The organism is Ornithinimicrobium sp. (assembly GCF_030537745.1).
In the GTDB taxonomy this organism is placed as follows: Bacteria; Actinomycetota; Actinomycetes; order Actinomycetales; family Dermatophilaceae; genus Ornithinicoccus.
On sequence record NZ_JAUNVI010000009.1, the window covers coordinates 28,399 to 50,723 of the forward strand.

The window sequence follows — 22,325 nt, forward strand, 5'->3', positions numbered from 1 at the left end:
ATAGTGGCTCAATGCGCTTGGGAGTGATCGACGTCGGCTCCAACTCGGTGCACCTCCTCGTCGTGGACGCCTACCATGCCGGAGCTCACCCGACGCCGGACTACTCGCACAGCATGGTGTTGCGGCTGTCCGAGCACCTCACTCCCGACGGCGAGATCTCTGAGGACGGGGCGCACGCGCTGGCCGGTTTCGTGACCGACTGCGTGGAAGTGGCCGAAGAACGTGGCGTCGGTGCATTGATGGGTTTCGCGACCAGCGCGATCCGGGACGCCAGCAACACCGAGGACGTCCTCCGGCGCGTTCGCGGGGCGAGCGGGGTCAGCCTCGAGGTGCTCTCCGGCGAGGACGAAGCCAGGGCGACCTTTCTGGCGGTGCGCCGTTGGTTCGGCTGGTCGGCGGGGCGGATCCTGTTGTTCGACATCGGCGGTGGTTCGCTGGAGCTGGCGGCCGGGGTGGACGAGCAGCCCGACGTGGCGTTCTCCCTGCCCTTGGGGGCCGGCCGGCTGACGCGGGAGCTCGACGGTGACCCCCCGAGCCGGGCGCAGCTCAAGGCGGTGCGCAAGCGGGTCCGGTCGGAGATCGCCGCCGTCAAGCCGGCGTTGTCCCGGGTCGGGGTGCCGCAGCTCGCGGTGGGCACGAGCAAGACCATCCGATCCCTAGCCCGGGCCATGGGGGCCGCTCCCCGCGGAGAGGGCCCCTACGTGGCGCGTAGCCTGACGTTGGAGGACGTCTCAGATCTCGTGTCCCGGTTGGCCATCATGCCCGCGGCAGCAAGGGCCTCGTTGCCTGGGGTGTCCGTGGCTCGTGCGCCTCAGCTCTTGGCCGGCGCGGTCGTCGCTGAGGCTGCGATGGAACTCCTTGGCGTCGACGCGCTGTCCGTGTGCCCCTGGGCGTTGCGCGAGGGCCTGATCCTGCGCTACCTCGACCGACTTACGGAAGGCCCGATCACATGACCGACGACCACATCCCGGTCCACCTGTCGACGTCCTCCGTCTACCCCGAGAACGCCGCCTATGCCTTTGACCTGGCGGGCCGCCTCGGTTATGACGGCGTGGAGATCATGGTGTGGACCGACCCCGTCACCCAGGAAGCCGGGGCGCTCAACGCGCTCGCTCGCCTGCACGGGCTGTCGATCGGCGCGATCCATGCGCCCACCCTGCTGCTTGCTCAGCGGCTGTGGGGCTGGGAGCCGTGGGGCAAGGTGGAGCGGGCGCTCGATCTGGCCGGCGAGGTCGGCGCCGACTGCGTGGTGGTCCACCCGCCGTTCCGCTGGCAGCGAGGCTATGCGGAGAATTTCGTCGAGGGAGTGGCGCAGCGGCAGGAGAAATGGGGCATCAAGATCGCGGTCGAGAACATGTTCCCGTGGCGCTCCGGAGTCAACTCGATGCAGGCCTACCTCCCCGGTCCGGACCCGCGCGACTTCCCCTATGGGGACGTCACCCTGGACATCTCGCACGCCGCCACTGCCGGGACCGACGCGCTCGAGCTCGCGCGCGGCCTGGGCGAGCGGGTCAGCCACGTGCACCTGGGGGACTCCACGGGCTCGTTCAAGGATGAGCACCTCGTCCCGGGGCGCGGCACGCAGAAGTGCGCTGAGGTGCTCCGTCATCTGGTCGAAACGGACTTCGGGGGCATCGTCAGCCTCGAGGTCGGCACCCGCAAGATGCATCGGGCCAAGCGGGAACGGGCTCTGGCGGAGTCGCTGGCCTTTGCGCGCCAGCACCTGGGCCAGGCTGATCGCCCCGGCGCCGCCTTCCGTCCCGCTTCCTGAACCCGTCGTCGTTGGCCCCGTAGCGGTCCCGCTCACGCAGAAGTCGTAGCCTGTGCCCATGGATCTCGCCGACCTCAACCCGGCCGCAGCGATGCGTGCCACCCTGCTCGGGATGAGCCGTTCTGACCAGCTCCGGCAGGTCATCGAGCGCGCGCCGTTCACCCGCGACGTCGTCCGGCGCTTCGTCGGGGGGGTGAGCGTCGCGGACGCGGTGCAGGTCAGCACGGAGCTGGTCGACACCAGGCGTCAGGTCACCATCGACTATCTCGGCGAGGACACGGTCGACCCGGCGATGGCGGCCCAGACCAAGGAGGCGTATGTCGACCTGCTCGATGCGCTGAGCGAGGCGGGTTTGAGCCAAGGCGGGGGAGCGGAGGTGAGCCTCAAACTCTCTGCCCTAGGACAGGCCCTCGGTCGGGACGGCAACAAGATCGCGCTGGAGAACGCCCGGGTCATCTGTCAGGCCGCCGCCAACGCAGGCACCACGGTGACGCTCGACATGGAGGACCACACCACCACCGACCTCACGCTTTCGGTGCTGCGTGACCTGCGCCAGGACTGGCCGTGGGTCGGCGCAGTGGTGCAGAGCTACCTCTACCGCACCGAGCAGGACTGCCGCGACCTCGCCACGGAGGGCTCGCGAGTGCGACTGTGCAAGGGCACCTACAAGGAGCCGGAGACGGTCGCCTTCGCGGACAAGGCGGACGTAGACCGGTCCTATGTGCGCTGCCTGAAGATCCTCATGGAGGGTCAGGGCTACCCGATGGTCGCCACCCACGACCCCCGCCTGGTCGAGATCGCGACCGTGCTCGCCGACAAGGCCCAGCGCGGGACGGACTCCTTCGAGTATCAGATGCTGCTCGGCATCCGCCCGGAGGAGCAGTTGCGGCTCGCGGCCAGCGGTGCTGCGATGCGTGTCTACCTGCCCTTTGGCCAGGAGTGGTACGGCTACCTCATGCGTCGGATGGCTGAACGTCCCGCCAACCTGGGCTTCTTCCTGCGTGGCCTCGCCACGAGAGGCTGACGTGGGAGACGCCACGATCGCGCTCCTGGGTGCCGGGGTGATGGGCAGCACGCTGCTCGCGGCCCTAGTCCGGTCCGGCCATGACCCCGCCCATCTGCTGGTCAGCGACAAGTCCGCAGACCGGGCGAGGCAGGTCGCCGCGCCCTTCGGCGCGCGGGCCACCTCCGTCCACGAAGCAGTGGCTGTCGCCAACGTCGTGCTGCTGGCCGTCAAGCCTCAGGACATGGCGACGCTGATGGAGGAGATCCGCGAGGAGATCCAGCCCGGCACTTTGGTGATCTCGATCGCCGCTGGGATCAGCACCACCTTCCTCGAGCGCCGGCTGCCCGAGGGAACGGCTGTCGTCAGGGTGATGCCTAACACCGCAGCGTTGGTGGACCAAGGGATGTCGGCGATGAGCCCTGGCCGTGAGTGCACGCCTGCCCAGATCGAGCAGGCGCGGGTGCTGCTCAGCAACGTGGGGCGGGTGATCGTGATCGAAGAGTTGCACCAGGACGCCGTGACGGCGGTCAGCGGCAGCGGACCGGCCTACATCTTCTACGTCGTCGAGGCGATGATCGAGGCGGGCGTCCTCCTAGGGCTGCCGCGGGATACCTCCACGGAGTTGGTCGTGCAGACCCTCTACGGCGCAGCCACCATGATGCGCGAGACCGACCAGCACCCGACCGTGCTGCGCGAGCAGGTCTCCAGCCCGGGCGGGACGACCGTCGCTGCCCTCCGCGCGTTGGAGGACCACAAGGTCCGCGCTGCCTTTCTTACGGCCATCGAGGCCGCGGCTCGTCGCTCGCACGAGCTCTCCCCCCCGGCGTAGCAGTGTCTTCGGTCTGGCCTGCTCCCGGCCTTGACGGGCATCGTCGACGCGGTGGGAGGCACCTAGGCGTCAGCAGCCTCTTGTGGCCGTGTGAAAGAGTAGAGGCATGACTGACATTCGCGTGCGGGTCCTGAATGAGGACGAGTGGCCCAGTTATCGGGACGTCCGTCTGCGTGCCCTGCGCGAGTCGCCCGAGTTCTTCGTGGCTTCCGCTGAGGAGGAGGAGGCGTTCGATGACGCCGTGTGGCAGGAGCGCATGGTGCGGGCGCGTCGCATCCTGGCTGAAGATGGCGAAGCGGTGATCGGTGTCGTCAGTGTCGGCACCGGGCATCGCACCAAGATCCCCGGGGCGGGAGAGCTCTTCGCCCTCTGGGTAGAGGCGTCACGCAGAGGCACCGGCGTGGCCCGCAAGCTCATGGAGAAGGCAGCCGTCGTTGCCCGCGACGAAGGCCTGCGGCAACTGGTCTACTGGGTCGGCACCGACAATGGCCGCGCGGTCGCCTTCGCGTCCAGCTTCGGGTTCCGGCCCACCGATGAGCGGCGACCGATGCGGATCCATGGCGTGAGCGAAGAAGATGCAGACTCGGTCGAGCTGATGATGGTCTACCCACTCGGCAGCTACGGCGGCGTCCCGACCTCCCTCTGAGCATGCCTTCGTCAGGGCCCCTGCCTGCGGTCGTAGGTGTGGACTAGCGTGCACCCCATGAGTAGTTCCTGGGTGCTGTGGGACGAGCGCTACACGGCGTACGACTTTGGTGTGGGGCACCCGATGCACCCGAGTCGCCTGGACCTGACATATCGCCTCGCCCAGTCTCTTGGACTGTTGGACCACTCCGACGTCGAGGTCCGCACGGTCGTGGCAGCCACCGACGAACAGCTTCTCACCGTGCACACCCCGGAGCTGTTGGCGGCCGTCAAGGCCGCTTCAGCTGACCCGGGCAGCGCCACGGGACGGCACGGGGTGGGCACCGACGACACCCCCGCCTTTGCAGGCATGCACCAGGCCTCTGCGCTCGCGGTCGGTGGCACCGTCGCCGCCTGCGAGGCAGTCTGGGACGGCCAGACCCAGCGAGTCGTGAACATCGCCGGCGGCCTGCACCACGCCATGCCTGAGAGGGCCAGCGGATTCTGTGTCTACAACGACATCGCCGTCGGGATCCACCGGCTCCTGCAACTCGGCGCGAAGAAGGTCCTCTACCTTGACCTCGACGTCCATCACGGGGACGGTGTGGAGCGGTGCTTCTGGAACGACCCCCGGGTCATGACGGTGTCCATCCACGAGAGCGGTCGGGCGCTCTTTCCCGGCACCGGTTTTCCCGGGGACACCGGTGGACCGCAGGCTTTGGACACCGCAGTCAACATCGGGCTGCCACCGGGGACCGGGGACGAGGGGTGGCTGCGGGCCTACCAATCGGTGGTGCCGACGGTCGTCGGCGCGTTCGGACCGGACGTCATCGTCAGCCAGCACGGCTGCGACTGTCATTACGCCGACCCGCTAGCCCATCTCACCGTCTCGATGGATGCGCTCGCGGTGGCTTACCGCTGGGTCGAGGACCTTGTCAACACCACAGCAAACGGACGCTGGGTTGCGCTCGGTGGTGGAGGCTACGAACTGGTGGAGGTCGTGCCGCGAGCCTGGGCCCACCTCATCGGGGTAGTTACCGGTCGGCCTGTCGACCCGTCGACCCCCACCCCGCAAGAGTGGCGGGACCACGTCCAACAGGTGTACGGACGCGAGGCTCCGCAACTGATGGGCGACCGGGGTGGGCGCGAGATCCACTACGGTTCCTGGGAGGAGGGCTACCGGCTAGACGACCCTGTCGACTCGGCGATCATGGCGACGCGCAGGGCCGTTTTCCCAGGCTGGGGCCTCGATCCCTACTTCGACTGAGCGCTGCTCCGGATCATCTGTCACATCAGTTCCGTTCGTCACATCCAGCGTGTCACGCTAGACAAATCTGGTGAACGACTTTCGCAGTGACCACTTCTGCCCCTATGGTGGGCCCACGACAGGAACTGGAAGTGGTCCGGAGGGGAAGCCGAACCCGCATCCAGCCAACAAGAGAAGAGGATGCGTCAGATGGCAGAAGAGCGTCAGCTCGCCGGGATGACGTTCATGACCGTGGCCGAGGTGGCTGCGGTGATGCGCGTGTCAAAGATGACTGTGTACCGATTGGTGCACTCCGGCGAACTACCAGCGGTCCGCGTGGGCCGTTCCTTCCGGGTTCCGGAGAAGGCAGTGAACGACTACCTCGAGGATTCCTACCACGGCACCGCGTGAGCCACGCCGGCGTGTGCAGACCGCTCGTTTGGGAGCGTCGCGCCCGTGCGGTTATTGTTGGTGATCCGTCGTGCACGTGAGACGTGGCAGTTTTTGCCGCGCCCGGCCCGACATGCAGGCATGACCCCGACCGACGAGAAGAAGGACAGCCCATGGGCTCTGTGATCAAGAAGCGGCGCAAGCGGATGTCGAAGAAGAAGCACCGCAAGTTGCTGCGCAAGACCCGCCACCAGCGCCGCAACAAGAAGTAGTCGGCACTGCGACGGATGCAATCTGCAGGCCCGACAGATGGCGTCGCCCCGCATGGGGCGACGCCATCTGCCTACCTGGTCCGACTCCTCCGGCGACGTCGCCGGACGCGGGTTCGTCAGCTGGTCATCTGGTCGCGGGCCGGCTGTCATCTGTGCGACGAAATGCAGGAAGTGGTGGAGTCAGTCGCAGCGGAGCGCGCGATGCCCCGCGTCGAGTTGACCGTCCACGACCTCGATCTGGCCGGCAGCGAGGACCCCGAGTTGCTCGCCCGCTACACCTCCAAGGTGCCCGTCCTCGTGCTCGACGGGGTGGAGCTGGCGCACTTCTGGATGGAGCCTGCACAGTTGCGCGCCGCATTGCTGCGGCCGGTGGACGGCCCACCGTAGAGGTCAGCCATGGGCGCGTCCCGGGTCACCACCGCGTTTTGGTCCGGAGAGGTTTCCATGCCTAGAGTGAGGGGTCCGCGCCGACCGCGAGAGCGGGTCTGATATAGGGCCTCCCGTCGGTGCTGTCCGTCCCGTGAGAGGAGCCCGACATCGTGATGGCCGAGTCCGCCCGCCGTGGGGTGCCGGAGGCCACCGTCGGGCGACTTCCTGGCTATCTGCGGGTGCTGACTGAGGTGGACGAATGCGGACGCACCCTCATCTCCAGCGATGAGCTTGCCCAGCTCGCCGGCGTGCGTTCGGCTCAGGTGCGCAAGGACCTGTCCGCGCTGGGCTCCTACGGGGTCCGTGGGGTCGGCTACGACATCACCCGCCTCAGCGACCAGATCGCGGCGGAGCTGGGGCTGAGCAACGACCACCCGCTGGTCATCGTCGGGATGGGCAACCTCGGGCGGGCCCTTGCCTCCTACAGCGGCCTGGCGACTCGCGGGTTCAGGGTCGTTGCCCTCGTCGACAACGATCCCGCGGTCGTGGGGACCGACGTCCACGGCTTGACGGTCCGCTCCTTCGACACCTTCGACCCGCAGCGCACGCCCGTCGCGGTCGGCGTGATCGCAACCCCGCTGGCCGCCGCCCAGTCGGTCGCGGACAAGCTCGTCGAGCTGGGCGTGCACTCCATCCTCAACTTCGCCCCCGCCGTGCTCCGTGTCCCCGCCGGCGTGCACGTCCGGGCGGTCGACCTGGCCACCGAGCTCGCGATCCTGGCTTTCCACGCTCACCAGCAGCGCCTCGCGCAGGTCCGGGAGGACGTCGGATGAGCGTGCTGATCATGGGCGTGAGCCACCACACGGCTCCGATCGAGCTGCTCGAGCGAGCTGTGCTGCGGGCCGGTGACTCCCGGGAGCTGGCCCACCGGGTGCAGCGCTCCGGCCACATCCTCGAGTCCTTGGTGCTCTCGACCTGCAACCGGCTTGAGGTGATCGTCGAGGCCGAGACTTTCCACGGTGCCGTCATCGAGATCGCCGAGGCCCTGGGCGAGGCCACCGGACTGAGCCAGGACGAGCTCATGCCGCACCTCTACGTCCACTACGACGAGCGGGCGGTGGCACACCTCTTCTCCCTCGCCTGCGGACTCGACTCGATGGCGGTCGGCGAGTCTCAGATCCTGGGGCAGCTGCGGGACGCGCTGGTCACCGGCCAACGGGACGGCCGGCTGGGTGGCTCACTCAACCCCCTGGTGCAGCAGGCTTTGCGGGTCGGCAAGCGCGCGCACGCCGAGACGACCATCGACCAGGTTTCCCGTTCGTTGGTCACGCAGGGTCTGGAGCGCGCGCACACCGTGCTCCATGGCCGTGGCCATGACCTTGGCCAAGCACGCGTCGTGGTCGTGGGCGCAGGCGCGATGTCGGGTCTGGTCTTGACAACCCTGGAGCGAGCAGGTGCGAAGGACGTCACCGTCGTCAACCGCACCCGTGCACGGGCCGAGCGCCTCGCCGCGGGCAACGGCGCGCGTGCCGCCGACTGGGCCGAACTCGATCCTCTCGTGGGGCGCGCGGACCTGGTCATCGCCTGCACCGGAGCGCTTGGCTATGTGATCGAGCCTGAGGCGCTGGCGCTGGCGCGGGCGCAGCAGGGCCACACGGAGGCACCCTTGGTCGTCCTCGACCTGGCGCTGCCGCGCGACATCCACCCCGATGTGACCCGCCTCGCCGGGGTCCACCTCTGGGGGTTGGTAGAGCTGAGCGCGGAGCAGCGCGCCCATCAGGTCGAGCCAGAGCGCTCGCCCGGTGCAGGAGCCGGCACGGCGCAGACAGCTGTCTGCGCCGTGCGAGACCTGGTGACCGCAGAGGTCGCTGGCTACCTCACCGAGCGTCGGGCTGCTCGACTGGGACCGACGCTGGCAGCCCTGCGAGCACGAGCCTCGCAGGTCGTGGAGGCCGAGATGCGTAGGCTTGACCAGCGGATTCCGCAGCTGCCGGAGCACGACCGGGCCGAGGTGCGCAGGGCCGTGGAGCGGGTCGTCGACAAGTTGCTCCATACGCCGACGGTGCGCGCCAAGCAGTTGCAGTCCGGCGACTACAGTCAGGTGCTGCGTGAGCTCTTCGACCTCGACCCTCGCGATGTGGCGGTGGTCGCCGCACCACCGCCGACCGGCCCTGCCGCTCGCTCCACGTCGCAGGAGGCCCGCCGATGACTGCGCCTCCCGCCCTGCGCCTGGGCACCCGCGCCAGCGCACTGGCGACCAGCCAGTCCGAGTGGGTCGCCGACCGTCTCCGCGCGACCGGCATCGAGGTGGACCTCGTCCACGTCCACACCGAGGGCGACACCAACCGCGCCAGCCTCAGTGAGATCGGTGGCACCGGTGTCTTTGCCTCGGCGCTGCGCGTGGCGCTGCGCGCCGGTGACATCGATCTGGCGGTGCACTCCCTCAAGGACCTGCCCACCGCTCCCGAGCACGGACTCTTGATCGCTGCCGTCCCCCAGCGCGAGGACCCTCACGATGCCCTGGTCGCGCGCGACGGTCTGCGCCTGCATGCCCTTCCCGGCGGCGCCCGCGTCGGCACCGGCTCGGCCCGACGCGCCGCCCAGCTGCGGCAACTTCGCCCCGACCTGACGATTCAGGACATCCGTGGCAACGTCGGCACCCGCATCGGCTATGTCCGGGACGGTGACCTTGACGCCGTCGTGCTCGCCTGCGCCGGCCTGTCCCGGTTGGGCCGTCTCGACGAGGTCGCGGAGCGACTGCCGATCGAGGGGATGCTTCCCGCTCCCGGTCAGGGGGCTCTTGCCGTCGAGTGCCGGGAAGAGGACGCCGACCTCCGGCAGGTCCTCGCCAGCGTGCTCGAGCACGAACCCACCCGGCGTGCAGTCGACGCCGAACGCGCGGTGCTGCGGCGCCTCGGCGCGGGGTGCACCGCGCCAGTGGCCGCTTGGGCCCGGCTCATCGAGGGCAGCGATGCCCTCACCCTCTCAGTCTTCGTGATGCTGCAGGACCAGCCGCAGCGACACGTCGCGACCGGGTTCGACCCGGCCGCGCTCGGCCATGACGTGGCCGAGCACCTGCTGTCCCGTCTCGATCCCGTCCAGCACTCCGGCACCGGTCCCGCCGCAGCGTTCACTACGAGATCACACACCACCGGAGCGTGAACCATGAGCACTGAAGCCGCATCGCTCACCCCCATCCCTTCGCCCGAGGGCGCCCGCGCCGCACGGGTCGCGTTCGTCGGCGCTGGCCCCGGAGACCCCGGGTTGCTGACCGTCCGGGCCCGCGACTATCTCGCGGCCGCAGACGTGATCCTGCTCGACACCCTGCACCGCGCCGAGCAACTGGCCCCCTGGGCCCGCGACGACGTGGAGTTCGTCCTCGCGGCCTCGCAGGCCCAGGGCGGCAAGCCGCTCACCGAGAAGGCGCGCGCCCGGTTGCTGATCAAGACCGCCAAGCGATTCGCGACACCTGACCACCTGGTCGTCCGCCTGATGGACGGGGATCCGAGCGTGTTCAGCGGCCTGGCGGCCGAGGCGCTCGCGTGCCGTCACGAAGGTGTCGGCTTTGAGATCGTGCCCGGCGTCAGCACGGCGTGGTCAGTGCCCGCCTATGCCGGGGTCCCGCTCTCCGCGCACGACCGCAGCGGCGCGGTCCACATGATCACCGCTGGCGATCCACACATCGACTGGTCTCTCTCGACCGGCGGCGACGTCACCGTGGTCGTCCTGGGCAGCGGCAAGGCCCTGTTGACTGCGCTGCGCGCACTGGTGGGGGCCGGACGGGACGCCACGAGCCCGGTCGCGCTCACCGAGCACGGCACGACGGTGACGCAGCACACCACGGTCCTTTCCCTCCACGACGCCATCGCCGGTATGGAGAACGGCAGCGCTTGCTGCCCGGAGGCTTCCGTCGCGGTGGTCGGCCCGCCGGGCGAACTGCGTGCCGAGCTGAGCTGGTATGAGACCAAGCCCCTCTTCGGCTGGTCCATCCTGGTGCCACGCACCAAGGACCAGGCCGGGCCGATGACCGATCGGATCGCGGCCTATGGAGCCACCTCCTCGGTCGTCCCCACGATCAGCGTCGAGCCGCCCCGCACGCCGCAGCAGATGGACCGCGCCGTTCGCGGCCTGGTCACTGGACGCTACGAGTGGATCGGGTTCACCTCTGTCAACGCCGTCAAGGCGGTGCGGGAGAAGTTCGAGGCGGTCGGCCTGGATGCCCGTGCCTTCTCCGGGCTCAAGCTCGCCGCCGTCGGTGGAGCCACCGCCCAGGCGCTACGCGACTGGGGACTGGAGCCCGACCTGCTGCCCGAGGGTGAGCAGTCGGCCAGGGGCTTGCTCGAGGTCTGGCCTCCCTACGACGACGTGCTCGACCCGATCGACCGCGTCTTCCTGCCCCGCGCCGACATCGCGACCGACACCCTCGTGGCCGGTCTGCGGGAGATCGGCTGGGAGGTCGACGACGTCACCGCCTACCGCACCGTCCGAGCGGCCCCGCCCGCCGCCGCAGTGCGTGAGGCGATCAAGGGCGGATCCTTCGATGCGGTCTGCTTCACCTCCTCCTCCACGGTCCGCAACCTGGTCGGCATCGCGGGCAAGCCGCACCCGACCACCATCGTGGCCTGCATCGGTCCGGCTACGGCCAAGACGGCGGAGGAGCACGGGCTGACGGTCGACGTGATCGCTCCCGAGCCGTCGGGGGTCGCCTTGGTCGACGCGCTCGCACACCACGGTCGGCTGCTCGTCAGCCAGGCGCAGACGGCCGGAGAGCCGGTCCTGCGGCCCAGCCAGAAGCGCGCCACCACCCGCCGCGCCCGCGTCCGGCGGTGAACGGACGGGCGAGGTCGGTGCCAGTGCCAGGTGGGACTCGCACTGGCACCGACAGCTACCAGGCCACTGACGTGGCCTACCCGGGGCCGGTCGACCGCCCCCGGCGCCTGCGCACCACTCCCGCGATGCGCAGGCTGGTCGCACAGACGCGGCTGCACCCTGCCGACCTGGTCCTGCCGGTCTTCGTCCGCGACGGCATCAGCGAGCCAGCGCCGATCTCCTCGATGCCCGGCGTGCTCCAGCACACTCCTGACAGCCTGGTCGAGGCTGCGCGTGAGGCGATCGACCTCGGGGTCGGCGGGATCATGGTCTTTGGCGTCCCACGCGACGTGGACAAGGACGCCGTCGGCAGCGCCGGGCTGGCGCCATACGGCGTCCTCAACGCGGCGCTGCGCCGTCTGCGGGACGAGCTCGGGGACGAGACCGTCCTGATGAGCGACCTCTGCCTGGACGAGTTCACCGACCACGGCCACTGCGGTGTTCTTGACGACGCCGGCCGGGTCGACAACGACGCGACGCTCCAGGTGTATGCGCAGATGGCCGTCGCGCAGGCCCGCGCCGGCGCGCACGTGGTGGGGCCGAGCGGGATGATGGACGGACAGGTCGCGGTGGTGCGTGCCGCCCTCGACGCTGCCGGGCACCAGGACGTTGCCGTGCTGGCCTACACCGCCAAGTACGCCTCGGCCGCCTACGGGCCGTTCCGTGAGGCGGTCGCCTCCACCCTGAAGGGGGACAGGAGCACCTACCAGCAGGACCCTGCCAACCGGACCGAGAGCCTGCGGGAGCTGCGTCTGGATCTGGCGCAGGGCGCCGATCTGGTGATGGTCAAGCCCGCGCTGCCCTACCTCGACGTGCTGGCTGACGTCGCGGCCGTCGCCGACGTCCCCGTCGCCGCCTACCAGGTCAGCGGTGAATACTTGATGATCGAGGCGGCGGCTGCCAACGGTTGGCTGGACCGGGATCGCATGGTCCTGGAGACGCTGACCTCCATCCGACGGGCCGGCGCCCAGCTGATCCTGACCTACTACGCCGTGCACGCCGCGCGGTTGCTCGGTGGCAGGGTAGGGGCATGATGTCGGCCCATCCCGTTGACCACGCCGGGACTCCCGCTGTCCACTCCAACGCTTCGGAGGCACTGCTCGCGAGGGCGCGGGCAGTGATCCCCGGCGGCGTCAACTCACCGGTGCGCGCGTTCGGTTCGGTCGGAGGGACGCCACGGTTCATGGTGCGCGGGACGGGTCCGTGGATCTGGGACGCTGATGGCGAGCGCTATGTCGATCTGGTCTGCTCCTGGGGGCCGATGATCCTGGGGCACGGACACCCCGATGTCCTTGGCGCGGTGACCGCCGCGGCGGCGGCCGGCTTCTCCTTCGGAATGCCGACCGAGCGTGAGGTGCTGCTCGCCGAGGAGATCGTGGGCCGGGTCGGACCGGTCCAACAGGTGCGCCTGGTCAACTCCGGCACCGAGGCCACGATGAGTGCGATCCGACTGGCACGGGGGTTCACCGGCCGCTCGCTCATCGTCAAGTTTGCCGGGTGCTATCACGGGCACGTCGATGCACTCCTGGCCGCTGCTGGCTCCGGTGTCGCGACGTTCGGGCTTCCGGACAGCCCCGGGGTGCCACCGAGCGCAGCCGGCGAGACGATCGTGCTGCCCTACAACGACCTCGCCGCGGTCGAAGCGGTTTTCGCCGAGCGCGGCGACCAGATCGCGGCGCTCATCACCGAGGCTTCCCCCGGCAACATGGGCGTTGTGCCGCCTGCGCCGGGCTTCACGCAGGGCCTGCGGCAGATTACCCAGGCCCACGGCGCGCTGCTGATCAGCGACGAAGTGATGACCGGCTTCCGCTGCTCGCCATCCGGATGGCTCGGGCTCGAGGGAGTCCCGGCCAGCGGGGCGCCAGACCTGTTCACCTTCGGCAAAGTCATGGGAGGTGGCTTCCCGGCCGCCGCCTTCGGCGGCCGCGCCGACGTGATGGCGATGCTGGCCCCGGAAGGGCCGGTCTACCAGGCGGGCACCCTGTCGGGAAACCCGGTCGCGGCAGCGGCCGGACTCGCCACCCTGCGCGCCTGCACCGACGAGGTCTACCAACGGCTGGACGAGGTGTCCGGCACCCTCGCGGGCGTCGTCACCGAATCGTTCACCCGCCACGGCATACCCCACCGGATCCAGTGGGCGGGGTCGATGTTCAGCGTCTTCTTTCGCGAGGGCGAGGTCACCGACTACGCCACCGCCCGTGACCAGGATGCCGAGCGGTTCGGCCGCTTCTTCCACGCGATGCTGCGCCGCGGCGTGCACCTGCCGCCGAGCTGCTTCGAGACGTGGTTCGTCTCCGCCGCGCACGATGACGAGGCAGTCGAGCACACTGCCCGGGCGATCGAGCAGGCCGCCGCGCAGATCGCCTGACCCAGCGTCCCGCCCACAGGAGGGTTTGTCTCGATGCCACGCACCCCGGTCGTGCTGCTGGCGCACGTCCCCCACCGGTCCGCGGCCGCGGCGTTCGAGGCTGCGGTCCGTCAGGCCGCTTTCCGCAGAGCCCGGCTGGTCATCATCAACGCCACCAAGGGGGAGTCGCTCGATGACCCTCAGTTCGCGCCCTACGACCAGTTGAGAGACCTCGTGGAGAGGGCCAGGGAGGCCGGCGTCGCCGCTGAGGCCGAGCAGCCCGTCGGGCCGGAGATCGAGACGATGATCCTCAACCGTGCCCGCACGTTGCCGGTCGAGATCATCGTGCTGGGCACCAGGCGCCGCTCCACCGTGGGCAAGCTCTTCCTGGGCAGCACCGCGCAGCGGGTGCTGATGGAGGCAGAGTGCGAGGTGCTGTTGGTCAAGGGCAGGAGCAAGGGCAAGAGCAGCCGTCCGACCTCGTCGATCAGGGCAGGCACAGCCTCCCGTGGGACACTCTGAGCCATGCCCGACGTCCATCGCAAGGAGCCTCGTCTGTTGCACGACGGCACACCGGTCACGGTCGTGCACGTGGTGCGCCACGGCGAGGTCGCCAACCCCCAGGGAGTCCTCTACGGGCGGCTGCCCGGCTACCACCTCTCCCCTCGTGGGGAGGAGATGGCGCAGGCCACGGCCGACTTCCTGGCAGCGCGGGACGTCAGTTATGTCGTCGCGTCGCCCCTGGAGCGCGCGCAGGAGACCGCTGCGCCGATCGCGGTCGCGCATCCAGCTCGAGATGCAGATGGTGAATCGCGAGCGGGCAAGCTGGTGGTGCAGCTCGACCCGCGACTGACCGAGTCGGCGAACCATTTCGAAGGTCTGACGGTTGGGCGAGGGGAGGGCGCGCTCTGGCGCCCGAAGCACCTACGTGCCTACGTCAATCCGTTCGCGCCGTCGTGGGGCGAGCCCTACACAGAGATCGCCGCCCGCATGCGCAACGCGCTCGAGTCCGCGCGACAGTGTGGCGTGGGTCATGAGGCGGTCATGGTCAGCCACCAGCTCCCGATCTGGATGCTGCGCCGGTCGCTGGAGGGCAGACACCTGTGGCACCACCCGCGCAAGCGTGAGTGCAGCCTCGCCTCTGTCACCAGCATCCTCTTTCACGGAAAGTTTCCCGTGCGGATCACCTACTCCGAGCCCGCAGGGCACCTGCTCAGCGGAGCACTGGATGTCACGGGGACGAGCAGCGCGGTGATGGGGTGATGATGCGGCGACCTTCGGTGCTGGCGCTCATGGCTGCAGCAGGCATCATCGCGCTCACCGGCTGCAGCGATGATGGCACCAGCATCAACGCGCAGATGCGCCAGGGCGACCAGAAGGGCTATGTCGCCGGCACCGGGCTGGTCGAGCAGTTGCCGCCGCAGGAACGGACGACGACGATCGACCTGGACGGCACGACACTCGATGGTCAGAGCTGGTCGACGTCCGAGCACCGCGGCGAGGTGCTGGTCATCAATGTGTGGGGCTCGTGGTGCGGCCCGTGCGTGGCCGAAGTGCCCGACCTGGAGCAGGTGGCCACCGAGAAGGAGGATGCGGGGCAACCGGTCCAGTTCATCGGGGTCAACGTGCGCGACACCGTGCCCAACGCCACAGCGTTCCAGAAGGTCCACGGGGTGAGCTACCCCTCGCTCGTCGATGACGGTGGCCGCACCTTGGCCCAGCTGAAGGGCCTGGCCGTCGCCCGACCCACCACGATGATCCTTGACGGTCAGGGCCGCCTCGCGGCCCGGGTCAACGGACAGGTCAACGCCAGCACGCTGCGGGGTCTGGTCGACGACGTCCTTGCCGACGAGCCCGGCGCCGACCCGGCCGGAGCCACCGGATGAACGACCTCGTCCTGACCGGTCCGCTCCTGCTCGCCATCGGGGTTGCCGCGCTCGCGGGGCTGGTGAGCTTCGCCAGCCCGTGCGTGCTTCCGCTCGTGCCGGGCTACCTGGGCTACCTCGGAGGTATGTCGTCCGCCGGGTCGGCCTCGCGCGGTCGCCTGGCCGTGGGGTCGGTGCTCTTCGTGCTCGGCTTCACCGCGGTCTTCCTCGCGATGAGCGTCGTCATCTCCGGCCTCGGGCTGGCCCTGACCGAGCACCAGGGCTTGCTGCTGCGGGTCGCCGGCCTCGTGGTGACCGCGCTGGGACTGGTCATGATGCTGCAGCCGAGCCTGTCGTGGCAGGTGAAGTGGCGGCCGGCCGCCGGCCTGGCGGGAGCGCCCCTGCTGGGCATCGCCTTCGGGCTTGGGTTTACCGCGTGCACAGGTCCTGCGCTCGTCGCCATCCAGACCTTGGGCACCTCGATCCTGCCCGGGGAGGCGCAGGTCGCTCGGGCGCTGGTGCTGGGGGCCGCCTACAGCCTGGGTCTCGGGGTGCCGTTCTTGCTGGTCGCCGCCGGGCTGGGCGCGGTCACGCGAGCCTCCCGGTGGATGCGCCAGCACTACCTGCTCATCCAGCGCATCGGTGGCGGGCTCCTCGTCGCCGTCGGGTTGCTCATGGTCAGCGGTGTGTGGGCCGGGCTGACCGCCTGGGTCCAGGCCGCGCTGGTCAGCAACTTCGAGACGGTGCTGTAGATGCACACGACCGAGCAGACCCCCTCGGGGCAGGCAGCGACAGACCCGCCACCGCAGCCGGGCGAGAACACAGTGCCCGCCGAGGACCAGCAGCAGATCGAGCCCAGCTATCCCAAGAACCGCGCCACGCTCGGCGGTCCACGCCTAGGCCCGGTCGGCTGGGCCCGGTGGGTCTGGCGCCAGCTAACCAGCATGCGCACCGCGCTCTTCCTGCTGCTGCTGCTCGCGGTCGCCGCGATCCCCGGCTCGATCTTCCCGCAACGTGGCGTCGATGCGGCCCGGGTGCTGTCCTACCTGCGCGAGAACCCCCGGTCCGGGCCGTGGCTGGACCGGATCGGCATGTTCGACGTCTACGCCTCACCGTGGTTCGCCTCGATTTACCTGCTGCTGACCATCAGTCTCATCGGCTGCATCCTCCCGCGCTTCCGCCAGCACCTGACCTCCCTGCGGGCCCAACCGCCCCGCGTCCCGCGGCGACTGACCCATCTGCCCGTGCATCGCCATACCGTCCTGGACGCCACCCCGGCCGAGGTGTTCGCCGCCGCACGGATGGCGCTGAAGGAGAAGCACTTCCGGCTGCGTGCGCAGGACCAGGATCAGCTCGTCGTGTCGGCCGAGAAGGGCTACCTGAAGGAGACCGGCAACCTGCTCTTCCACAGCGCTGTGCTCGGGGTGATCATCTCCGTCGCGGTCGGCCACCTCTTCGGCTGGCGTGGGGAGATCATCGTCAAGGAGGGCGAGACCGTCACGACCGGGGCGGGGAGCTTCGACACCCTCCAGCTCGGACCGCTCGTCGACGCCGGCGACATCCCGGTCTTCTCGCTGCGCCTGGACGACCTGGACGTGCAGTTCGAGAGCGAGGCGAGCGGGGCACAGTTCGGCCAGCCGCGTCTCTTCCAGGGGAAGGCGACGCTTCAGGTCGGCGACCAGCCAGCGACGGGCGAGGAGTTTGCGGTTAACCATCCGTTGCAGGTCGGGGGCACGTCGATCTTCCTGCTCGGCAACGGCTACGCCCCGGTCGTGACGGTCACCGACAAGGCCGGCGACATCGTCTTCCAGGATGCCGTCACCTTCCTCCCGGAGGACAACAATTATTCTTCCAGCGGGGCGATCAAGGTCACCGGCACCGAGCCCAACCTCGGCTTCGTCGGCGGCTTCTTCCCAACTTTCTCCGCTGACCCCGAGCTTGGCATGACCTCGACTTTCCCGGGATTGGCGGACCCCGCGCTGGTCGTGACGGCTTATGAGGGCGACCTCTTCCCCGAGGGGCGCCCGCAGTCCGTCTTCGCTATCGACGTCGACGGTATGCAGCAGCTGATCCGGGACGACGGTGACGCGGGCCTGCTCATCCGGCCGGGGATGACGGTCGACCTGCCCGGAGACCGTGGCACGATCGGCGTGGAGAGCGTGATCCGCTGGGGTGGGCTGCTCATGCGGCACGACCCTGGACGAGTGCCTGCCCTCCTCTTCGCGGGGCTGGCGTTGCTCGGGCTGGTGCTCATGCTCGGCGTCAAGCGCCGGCGGGTGTTCGTGCGGGTCGAGGCGCTGCCGGGACCCGGCGGCGAGTCCGGTGGCTCCGAGGACCACCGGAGCCAGCGTGCGTTGCATACTGGAGTGACCGTCGCCGGTCTGCCTAAGGGCACCGACCCCGGTCTGGAGGACATGGTCGATCGGATGCTGCAGCGGATCGTGGTCGCCTCCGGAGCTAGCGAGATCGTGGACCATGGCGCACGCATGAGCGGCCCGGCAGCGGGATCGACCGAAGTGAGACTCGAGTTGACAGACAAGGACTACAGATGACCAACCAGACCCTGGCGGTCGCTTCGGACTACGCCATCTGGGGCTCGATGATCGCCCTCGCCGTGGCGCTGGTGGCGTTCTCGGTGCACCTGGCGGTGACCGGCGCGTCCAAGGAGCGCTCCGAGCGCGTCGACGCCGAGCGCCGTGAGCTGGTCACCGTCGGTGCCTCGTCGGACCGGTCGGTCGCCGGTGCCACGGCGACGTCGGCCGCCGGCGACGCGTCGTCGCCCACCGCCGCGGCATCCCGCCGCTGGGGCGTCATCGGCCTGCAGCTGACCTGGCTGGCGACGCTCGGCGTCGTGTCCGGCACGGTCCTGCGCGGGTTGTCGGTGTCCCGGCCCCCGCTGGGCAACATGTATGAGTTCGCGCTGATGGCGTCCTCGTTCGCGCTCGTGATCTTCTCCGTCTGGAGCCTGCGCCGGTCCCGGCTCTGGCTCGGCGCCTTCATCGTCCTGCCCGTCCTGGTCATCCTCGGCACGGCCAAGCTGGGGTGGTACACCGAGGCCTCCCAGCTGATGCCGGCGCTCAAGAACGTCTGGCTGGTCATCCACGTGACGATCGCCACCTTGTCCGTGGGCCTGTTCACGATCGGGTTCTCCCTGGCCACGGCCTACCTGCTCAAGGACCGCAGCGAGAAGAGGGGTGCGGTCAAGGGATGGCTGGCGGCGCTGCCGGCGGCCACGACGCTGGAGCGGCTGACCTACAGCGTCCACATCTTCGCCTTCCCGTTGTGGACCTTCGCGGTCATCTCCGGCTCCATCTGGGCCGAGCAGGCGTGGGGACGCTACTGGGGCTGGGACCCCAAGGAGACCTGGACGTTCGTGATCTGGGTGGTCTACGCCGCCTACCTGCACGCGCGTGCGACGACCGGGTGGACCACGCGGAAGGCCACGTGGGTGGCGATCGCCGGCTTTGTCTGCGTCATCCTGAACTTCACAGCCGTCAACCTGCTGATGACTGGCCTCCACAGCTACTCGGGGGTGGCCACGTGATCGCCGTCCGCTACACCATGATGCGGCTGCTCGTCTTCTTCGGCTTCTTCGCGGTGCTGCTGCTCGTGAAGATCCCGTGGATCTATGCCGCCCTCGGTGCGGCGCTCCTGTCGATGGCTGCGTCCTTCTTCCTGCTCGCCCGTGATCGCGAGGCGATCGCGGCGGGACTCGAGCGTCGCGTCGAGGGGCGCGTGGCCCGTCGCAACGAGCGGGCGGACTCCGAGCGCACCCTGGAGGAAGAGGAGGACCTCGAGATAGACGGGGCCGAAGCGCCGGGTGGTCCCGACCGGCCGTGAGGCCTAGGCCAGCGCCAGACCCAGGCTGAGAGCAACGGCATACCCGAGCTGAAGCACCCCGGTCTGGGCCAAGGCGGGGAGCAGGTCGGCGCCGAACTTCTCACTGCGCACCAGCTGGACCGGCTTGATCGCCAACGGCGCCGCGAGCAGACCGATGAGCGCGCTCGGGTGCGCGATGGCCGCGATCAGCACCATCACGAAGGCGCCCCCGACGAGGATCGTGTAGAGCCGGCGGGTCCTGGCGAAGCCGAGGCGCACCGCGACGGTGCGTTTGTCGACGGCACGGTCGCCTTCGAGGTCGCGCAGGTTGTTGGTGACCAAGATCGCGCAGGCCAGGAGCCCGCAGCCGACGGCGCCACCGAGCGTCGCGAGGTCGAGGCGGTGCACCTGGGTCCAGGTGGTGCCCAGCACCGCGAAGAGGCCGAAGAAGATGAAGACCATGACCTCGCCGAGGCCGCGGTAACCATAGGGGCGCTTGCCGCCGGTGTAGTTCCAGGCCGCCCAGACGGCGGCGATGCCGACCAACAGCAACCACCAAGAGGCGGACAGCGCGACCAGCGCCAGGCCGACGACGGAGGCGCCGAAGAAGCAGGCGAAGGCCGCCGTCTTGACGTTGGCCGGGTCGGCAAGACGTTGTCCGACGAGCCGCAACGGCCCCACCCGGTCGTCGTCGCTGCCGCGGATGCCATCGGAGTAGTCGTTGGCGTAGTTGACGCCGACCTGGAAGCCGAGCGCCACTACGAGCGCGAGGAGGGCGAGCCCGAGATCGGCATCACCGATCGCGTGGGCGCAGGCAGTGCCGACCAGGACAGGTGCGACGGCGGCTGGGAGCGTGCGGGGGCGCGCTCCCTCGATCCATTGGGCGAGGGTTGCCAACTGCGTGTTCCTTTACAGGTCCCGGAGGAAGTCAGGATCGTCGTCTGGTCCGACCGGACCGCGGGGTGGTCCTAGCTTCTGACGTGGCCCCAGGATGGTCTCCAGGATGCTGGTCGGCCGTCCGGCGATCAGCCACGCGCCGCCTCCCACGAGGGGAAACAGCAGGATCATCACCAGCCAGAGTGCCTTCGGCAGGCCCCGGACCCGGTCGTCGTCGGTCTGGACCGCGTCGACGACGCAGTAGATCGTGAAGGCGAGCAGCGCGACGGGGATGAGGACGCGTAGCACGTGGTCTCTCCTCCTTCTGCTCAGTGACCGGAAGTTCCATTCTGCCATTCATTTCCGTCGGTCCCGACGAGGGCGCCCTGGTCGGCGAGAGCGGCGAGGGCGGAGCTGCGGTCGGGCTTGCCGGACGGCAGCAAAGGTATGGCGTCGCGCCACAGGATCCGTCGTGGCAACGCGTGCGGGGGAAGGGCATTCGCGAGCGCGTCGCAGAGCGTGGCGAGAGAGGGGGCCGGGACGCGCCCGTGCTCGGAGCGACCTGCCGCCGAGTCCCCTGCTGCAGCTGAGGTGGTGAGAATCGCCGCGACGACCTGGCCCCACTCCCGGTCCGGGACACCGACGACCAGAGCCTGACCGACGCCTGGCAAGGCGCGCAGGGCCGCCTCGACATCGCGCGGCTCGACCTTGTGACCGCCTGTCACGATGAGGTCGTCGACGCGACCGAGCGTCTCGAGGTGACCCTCTCGCCATACCCCCCGGTCGTCGGTGACGAACCAGCGACCACCGACATCGGTGATGAAGCGTGCAGCGGTCAACTCCGGCTGATCGACATAGCCGTCGGCCAGGACAGCACCGCCGAGGTGGATCCGGCCGTCTCTGGGGTCGATGCGCACGGCGACCCCAGGCAGTGGTGCGCCGTCGTAGACGCAGCCGCCGCAGGTCTCGCTCATGCCATAGGTCGTCACGACCCGCGTCACCTCCCGGGCCTGGTGCAGGAGCGCCGGGTCGACGGCCGCGCCCCCGAGCAGGACCGCGTCGACCGCGGCCAGGGCCGCCCGTCCCTCGTGGGAACCCTCACGCAGCAGCCGGTGCAGCTGGGTGGGGACCAAGGAGACGTAGACGGGGTGCTGGCCGCGAGACGCCTCCTCGACGGCGGGAGCGAACGATGCGGCGCCAAAGGGTCTGTCGAAGTCGACGGCGACGGGGGAGGTGCCCGCCAGGACCGACCGCGCGAGGACCTGCAGTCCCGCGACGTGGTGGGTGGGCAGCGCCAGCACCCACCGACCGGCGGCGCCGAGGACAGTCCCGGTCCCGATGCCGGACGCGCGCAGGGCCGAGCCAGAGAGCCGGACACGTTTGGGGGTGCCCGACGAGCCGGAGGTCGCCACCAGGACGCGGTCGGCGTGGCCTTCCTCGAGCACCTCGTGGAGCAGTGGGGCCAGGTCGTCCCAGGTAGCGCCCGCGGGGACCGGCCGGTCGCTCACCGCCCGGAAGCCGGCGTGAAGGAGTTGTCCAGGTCGATGTACCAGGTGTCCCCGAGCTTTTTCAGCGTGATGACCTCGGTGCCCATCGACTCCGCAAACAGTGGGCTGAAGTTGTCTTTGTCGACCACGGCTGTCCGGCCGTCGCTCTGGACGTCCGCCCCCCTGATCTGCATCGCTTCCAGGATCGCGGCACCCTCCGCGTCCAGGCCTTGAGCCTTGACCTCCTCCTCCAGGATCGGCGGGAGCAGGGTCTGGCAGGTCTTGTAGTCCGACGCGATCTCGGTCATCGGGATCTCGACGTCGGTGAAGGACAAGAGGTAGTCGCAGGCCACCGGGTCGGCGGTGACCATCGCCGAGAAGAACTTCTTGGCGATGTCGGCGGCGGCTTGGCCCTCCGCGCCGCCCTGGGCCTCCCCGCCTGGGGACGCGGTGGTGTCGGCGACATCAGTGGTGTCCGGCGCTCCTGTGCTGGCGACCTCATCGACGGGCGAGGAGGTCGCTGCGGAGTCCTCGCCGGGCTCGCTCGACGCGGCG

The 22,325-nt window shown here is 69.4% G+C and carries 26 protein-coding genes; 22 read left to right on the forward strand and 4 right to left on the reverse strand.

Going from position 1 to position 22,325, the window contains the following annotated elements; all coding sequences use genetic code 11:
* The first annotated feature begins 11 nt into the window (after nucleotides 1–11).
* From Q4P07_RS03620 to Q4P07_RS03725, 22 genes are all read left to right on the forward strand, one after another.
* Nucleotides 12–953: a Ppx/GppA phosphatase family protein gene (locus tag Q4P07_RS03620; protein WP_303373527.1), complete on the forward strand. Its 942-nt coding sequence runs from the start codon at nucleotides 12–14 to the stop codon at nucleotides 951–953.
* A complete protein-coding gene (locus tag Q4P07_RS03625) occupies nucleotides 950–1,771 on the forward strand; it encodes a sugar phosphate isomerase/epimerase (RefSeq protein WP_303373528.1) in 822 nt (273 codons plus the stop codon). The genes Q4P07_RS03620 and Q4P07_RS03625 overlap by 4 nt, the downstream gene beginning before the upstream one ends.
* Nucleotides 1,772–1,829: 58 nt before the next feature.
* Nucleotides 1,830–2,795 carry a proline dehydrogenase family protein gene (locus Q4P07_RS03630; protein ID WP_303373529.1) on the forward strand — a complete coding sequence of 322 codons (966 nt, stop codon included), beginning with the start codon at nucleotides 1,830–1,832 and terminating at the stop codon, nucleotides 2,793–2,795.
* A gap of 1 nt (nucleotide 2,796) precedes the next feature.
* Nucleotides 2,797–3,606, forward strand: a complete 810-nt coding sequence (gene proC, locus Q4P07_RS03635) for a pyrroline-5-carboxylate reductase (RefSeq protein ID WP_303373530.1) — start codon at nucleotides 2,797–2,799, stop codon at nucleotides 3,604–3,606.
* Between the two features lie 106 nt (nucleotides 3,607–3,712).
* Complete coding sequence (locus Q4P07_RS03640; RefSeq protein ID WP_303373531.1) at nucleotides 3,713–4,252, forward strand: GNAT family N-acetyltransferase; 540 nt, start codon at nucleotides 3,713–3,715, stop codon at nucleotides 4,250–4,252.
* Nucleotides 4,253–4,309: 57 nt separating this feature from the next.
* Nucleotides 4,310–5,497, forward strand: coding sequence for an acetoin utilization protein AcuC (locus Q4P07_RS03645; protein WP_303373532.1), 1,188 nt, complete (start codon nucleotides 4,310–4,312; stop codon nucleotides 5,495–5,497).
* 189 nt (nucleotides 5,498–5,686) lie between these two features.
* Nucleotides 5,687–5,887, forward strand: coding sequence for a helix-turn-helix domain-containing protein (locus Q4P07_RS03650; protein ID WP_303373533.1), 201 nt, complete (start codon nucleotides 5,687–5,689; stop codon nucleotides 5,885–5,887).
* A 152-nt stretch (nucleotides 5,888–6,039) separates the two neighbouring features.
* Entirely contained in the window at nucleotides 6,040–6,138 is a 99-nt protein-coding gene (locus Q4P07_RS03655; RefSeq protein ID WP_005504750.1) for an AURKAIP1/COX24 domain-containing protein, read from the forward strand.
* A gap of 15 nt (nucleotides 6,139–6,153) precedes the next feature.
* On the forward strand, nucleotides 6,154–6,525 hold the full coding sequence (locus Q4P07_RS03660) for a glutaredoxin family protein (protein WP_303373534.1): 372 nt from the start codon (nucleotides 6,154–6,156) through the stop codon (nucleotides 6,523–6,525).
* A gap of 155 nt (nucleotides 6,526–6,680) precedes the next feature.
* Nucleotides 6,681–7,340 (forward strand): redox-sensing transcriptional repressor Rex, encoded by a 660-nt coding sequence (locus tag Q4P07_RS03665; RefSeq protein WP_303373535.1) that lies wholly within the window; start codon nucleotides 6,681–6,683, stop codon nucleotides 7,338–7,340.
* Nucleotides 7,337–8,716, forward strand: a complete 1,380-nt coding sequence (locus Q4P07_RS03670) for a glutamyl-tRNA reductase (RefSeq protein WP_303373536.1) — start codon at nucleotides 7,337–7,339, stop codon at nucleotides 8,714–8,716. Before Q4P07_RS03665 ends, Q4P07_RS03670 begins: the two co-directional genes overlap by 4 nt.
* The gene (hemC, locus tag Q4P07_RS03675) at nucleotides 8,713–9,669 is read left to right on the forward strand and encodes a hydroxymethylbilane synthase (protein WP_303373537.1); all 957 of its coding nucleotides are present in this window, start codon (nucleotides 8,713–8,715) and stop codon (nucleotides 9,667–9,669) included. The genes Q4P07_RS03670 and hemC overlap by 4 nt, the downstream gene beginning before the upstream one ends.
* 3 nt (nucleotides 9,670–9,672) lie before the next feature.
* A complete protein-coding gene (locus Q4P07_RS03680) occupies nucleotides 9,673–11,337 on the forward strand; it encodes a uroporphyrinogen-III synthase (RefSeq protein WP_303373538.1) in 1,665 nt (554 codons plus the stop codon).
* A gap of 71 nt (nucleotides 11,338–11,408) precedes the next feature.
* The gene (gene hemB / locus Q4P07_RS03685; RefSeq protein WP_303373568.1) at nucleotides 11,409–12,410 is read left to right on the forward strand and encodes a porphobilinogen synthase; all 1,002 of its coding nucleotides are present in this window, start codon (nucleotides 11,409–11,411) and stop codon (nucleotides 12,408–12,410) included.
* Nucleotides 12,410–13,744, forward strand: a complete 1,335-nt coding sequence (gene hemL / locus Q4P07_RS03690; protein ID WP_303373539.1) for a glutamate-1-semialdehyde 2,1-aminomutase — start codon at nucleotides 12,410–12,412, stop codon at nucleotides 13,742–13,744. Before hemB ends, hemL begins: the two co-directional genes overlap by 1 nt.
* 33 nt (nucleotides 13,745–13,777) lie before the next feature.
* Nucleotides 13,778–14,245, forward strand: coding sequence for a universal stress protein (locus Q4P07_RS03695; RefSeq protein ID WP_303373540.1), 468 nt, complete (start codon nucleotides 13,778–13,780; stop codon nucleotides 14,243–14,245).
* 3 nt (nucleotides 14,246–14,248) lie between these two features.
* Nucleotides 14,249–14,986, forward strand: a complete 738-nt coding sequence (locus Q4P07_RS03700) for a histidine phosphatase family protein (protein ID WP_303373541.1) — start codon at nucleotides 14,249–14,251, stop codon at nucleotides 14,984–14,986.
* The gene (locus Q4P07_RS03705; RefSeq protein ID WP_303373542.1) at nucleotides 14,986–15,609 is read left to right on the forward strand and encodes a TlpA disulfide reductase family protein; all 624 of its coding nucleotides are present in this window, start codon (nucleotides 14,986–14,988) and stop codon (nucleotides 15,607–15,609) included. Before Q4P07_RS03700 ends, Q4P07_RS03705 begins: the two co-directional genes overlap by 1 nt.
* Nucleotides 15,606–16,340: a cytochrome c biogenesis CcdA family protein gene (locus Q4P07_RS03710; RefSeq protein ID WP_303373543.1), complete on the forward strand. Its 735-nt coding sequence runs from the start codon at nucleotides 15,606–15,608 to the stop codon at nucleotides 16,338–16,340. The genes Q4P07_RS03705 and Q4P07_RS03710 overlap by 4 nt, the downstream gene beginning before the upstream one ends.
* Nucleotides 16,341–18,140 (forward strand): cytochrome c biogenesis protein ResB, encoded by a 1,800-nt coding sequence (locus Q4P07_RS03715; protein ID WP_303373544.1) that lies wholly within the window; start codon nucleotides 16,341–16,343, stop codon nucleotides 18,138–18,140.
* The gene (gene ccsB / locus Q4P07_RS03720) at nucleotides 18,137–19,132 is read left to right on the forward strand and encodes a c-type cytochrome biogenesis protein CcsB (RefSeq protein ID WP_303373545.1); all 996 of its coding nucleotides are present in this window, start codon (nucleotides 18,137–18,139) and stop codon (nucleotides 19,130–19,132) included. Before Q4P07_RS03715 ends, ccsB begins: the two co-directional genes overlap by 4 nt.
* Nucleotides 19,129–19,428: a DUF4229 domain-containing protein gene (locus tag Q4P07_RS03725; RefSeq protein ID WP_303373546.1), complete on the forward strand. Its 300-nt coding sequence runs from the start codon at nucleotides 19,129–19,131 to the stop codon at nucleotides 19,426–19,428. The genes ccsB and Q4P07_RS03725 overlap by 4 nt, the downstream gene beginning before the upstream one ends.
* Nucleotides 19,429–19,431: 3 nt before the next feature.
* On the opposite strand, the gene Q4P07_RS03730 is transcribed toward Q4P07_RS03725, so the two are convergent.
* The 4 genes from Q4P07_RS03730 to Q4P07_RS03745 all read right to left on the reverse strand — a co-directional run.
* Nucleotides 19,432–20,304 (reverse strand): 1,4-dihydroxy-2-naphthoate polyprenyltransferase, encoded by an 873-nt coding sequence (locus Q4P07_RS03730; RefSeq protein WP_303373547.1) that lies wholly within the window; start codon nucleotides 20,302–20,304, stop codon nucleotides 19,432–19,434.
* A gap of 12 nt (nucleotides 20,305–20,316) precedes the next feature.
* On the reverse strand, nucleotides 20,317–20,592 hold the full coding sequence (locus Q4P07_RS03735) for a PLD nuclease N-terminal domain-containing protein (protein ID WP_303373548.1): 276 nt from the start codon (nucleotides 20,590–20,592) through the stop codon (nucleotides 20,317–20,319).
* A gap of 20 nt (nucleotides 20,593–20,612) precedes the next feature.
* Nucleotides 20,613–21,791: an AMP-binding protein gene (locus tag Q4P07_RS03740; RefSeq protein WP_303373549.1), complete on the reverse strand. Its 1,179-nt coding sequence runs from the start codon at nucleotides 21,789–21,791 to the stop codon at nucleotides 20,613–20,615.
* Nucleotides 21,788–22,325 (reverse strand): hypothetical protein (locus Q4P07_RS03745; protein ID WP_303373550.1); only part of this gene is annotated, 538 nt, incomplete at its 5' end. The genes Q4P07_RS03740 and Q4P07_RS03745, both read right to left, overlap by 4 nt.

Bases quoted from the DNA above. Each gene is read 5' to 3' on its own strand.
- Q4P07_RS03630 (WP_303373529.1), top strand. From the start codon at position 1,830: ATGGATCTCGCCGACCTCAACCCGGCCGCAGCGATGCGTGCCACCCTG.
- Q4P07_RS03665 (WP_303373535.1), top strand. From the start codon at position 6,681: ATGGCCGAGTCCGCCCGCCGTGGGGTGCCGGAGGCCACCGTCGGGCGA.
- Q4P07_RS03680 (WP_303373538.1), top strand. From the start codon at position 9,673: ATGAGCACTGAAGCCGCATCGCTCACCCCCATCCCTTCGCCCGAGGGC.
- Q4P07_RS03625 (WP_303373528.1), top strand. From the start codon at position 950: ATGACCGACGACCACATCCCGGTCCACCTGTCGACGTCCTCCGTCTAC.
- Q4P07_RS03655 (WP_005504750.1), top strand. From the start codon at position 6,040: ATGGGCTCTGTGATCAAGAAGCGGCGCAAGCGGATGTCGAAGAAGAAG.
- ccsB (WP_303373545.1), top strand. From the start codon at position 18,137: ATGACCAACCAGACCCTGGCGGTCGCTTCGGACTACGCCATCTGGGGC.
- Q4P07_RS03640 (WP_303373531.1), top strand. From the start codon at position 3,713: ATGACTGACATTCGCGTGCGGGTCCTGAATGAGGACGAGTGGCCCAGT.
- Q4P07_RS03695 (WP_303373540.1), top strand. From the start codon at position 13,778: ATGCCACGCACCCCGGTCGTGCTGCTGGCGCACGTCCCCCACCGGTCC.
- Q4P07_RS03705 (WP_303373542.1), top strand. From the start codon at position 14,986: ATGATGCGGCGACCTTCGGTGCTGGCGCTCATGGCTGCAGCAGGCATC.
- Q4P07_RS03670 (WP_303373536.1), top strand. From the start codon at position 7,337: ATGAGCGTGCTGATCATGGGCGTGAGCCACCACACGGCTCCGATCGAG.
- hemL (WP_303373539.1), top strand. From the start codon at position 12,410: ATGTCGGCCCATCCCGTTGACCACGCCGGGACTCCCGCTGTCCACTCC.
- Q4P07_RS03620 (WP_303373527.1), top strand. From the start codon at position 12: ATGCGCTTGGGAGTGATCGACGTCGGCTCCAACTCGGTGCACCTCCTC.
- Q4P07_RS03645 (WP_303373532.1), top strand. From the start codon at position 4,310: ATGAGTAGTTCCTGGGTGCTGTGGGACGAGCGCTACACGGCGTACGAC.
- Q4P07_RS03700 (WP_303373541.1), top strand. From the start codon at position 14,249: ATGCCCGACGTCCATCGCAAGGAGCCTCGTCTGTTGCACGACGGCACA.
- Q4P07_RS03710 (WP_303373543.1), top strand. From the start codon at position 15,606: ATGAACGACCTCGTCCTGACCGGTCCGCTCCTGCTCGCCATCGGGGTT.
- Q4P07_RS03650 (WP_303373533.1), top strand. From the start codon at position 5,687: ATGGCAGAAGAGCGTCAGCTCGCCGGGATGACGTTCATGACCGTGGCC.
- Q4P07_RS03660 (WP_303373534.1), top strand. From the start codon at position 6,154: ATGCAATCTGCAGGCCCGACAGATGGCGTCGCCCCGCATGGGGCGACG.
- hemC (WP_303373537.1), top strand. From the start codon at position 8,713: ATGACTGCGCCTCCCGCCCTGCGCCTGGGCACCCGCGCCAGCGCACTG.
- Q4P07_RS03715 (WP_303373544.1), top strand. From the start codon at position 16,341: ATGCACACGACCGAGCAGACCCCCTCGGGGCAGGCAGCGACAGACCCG.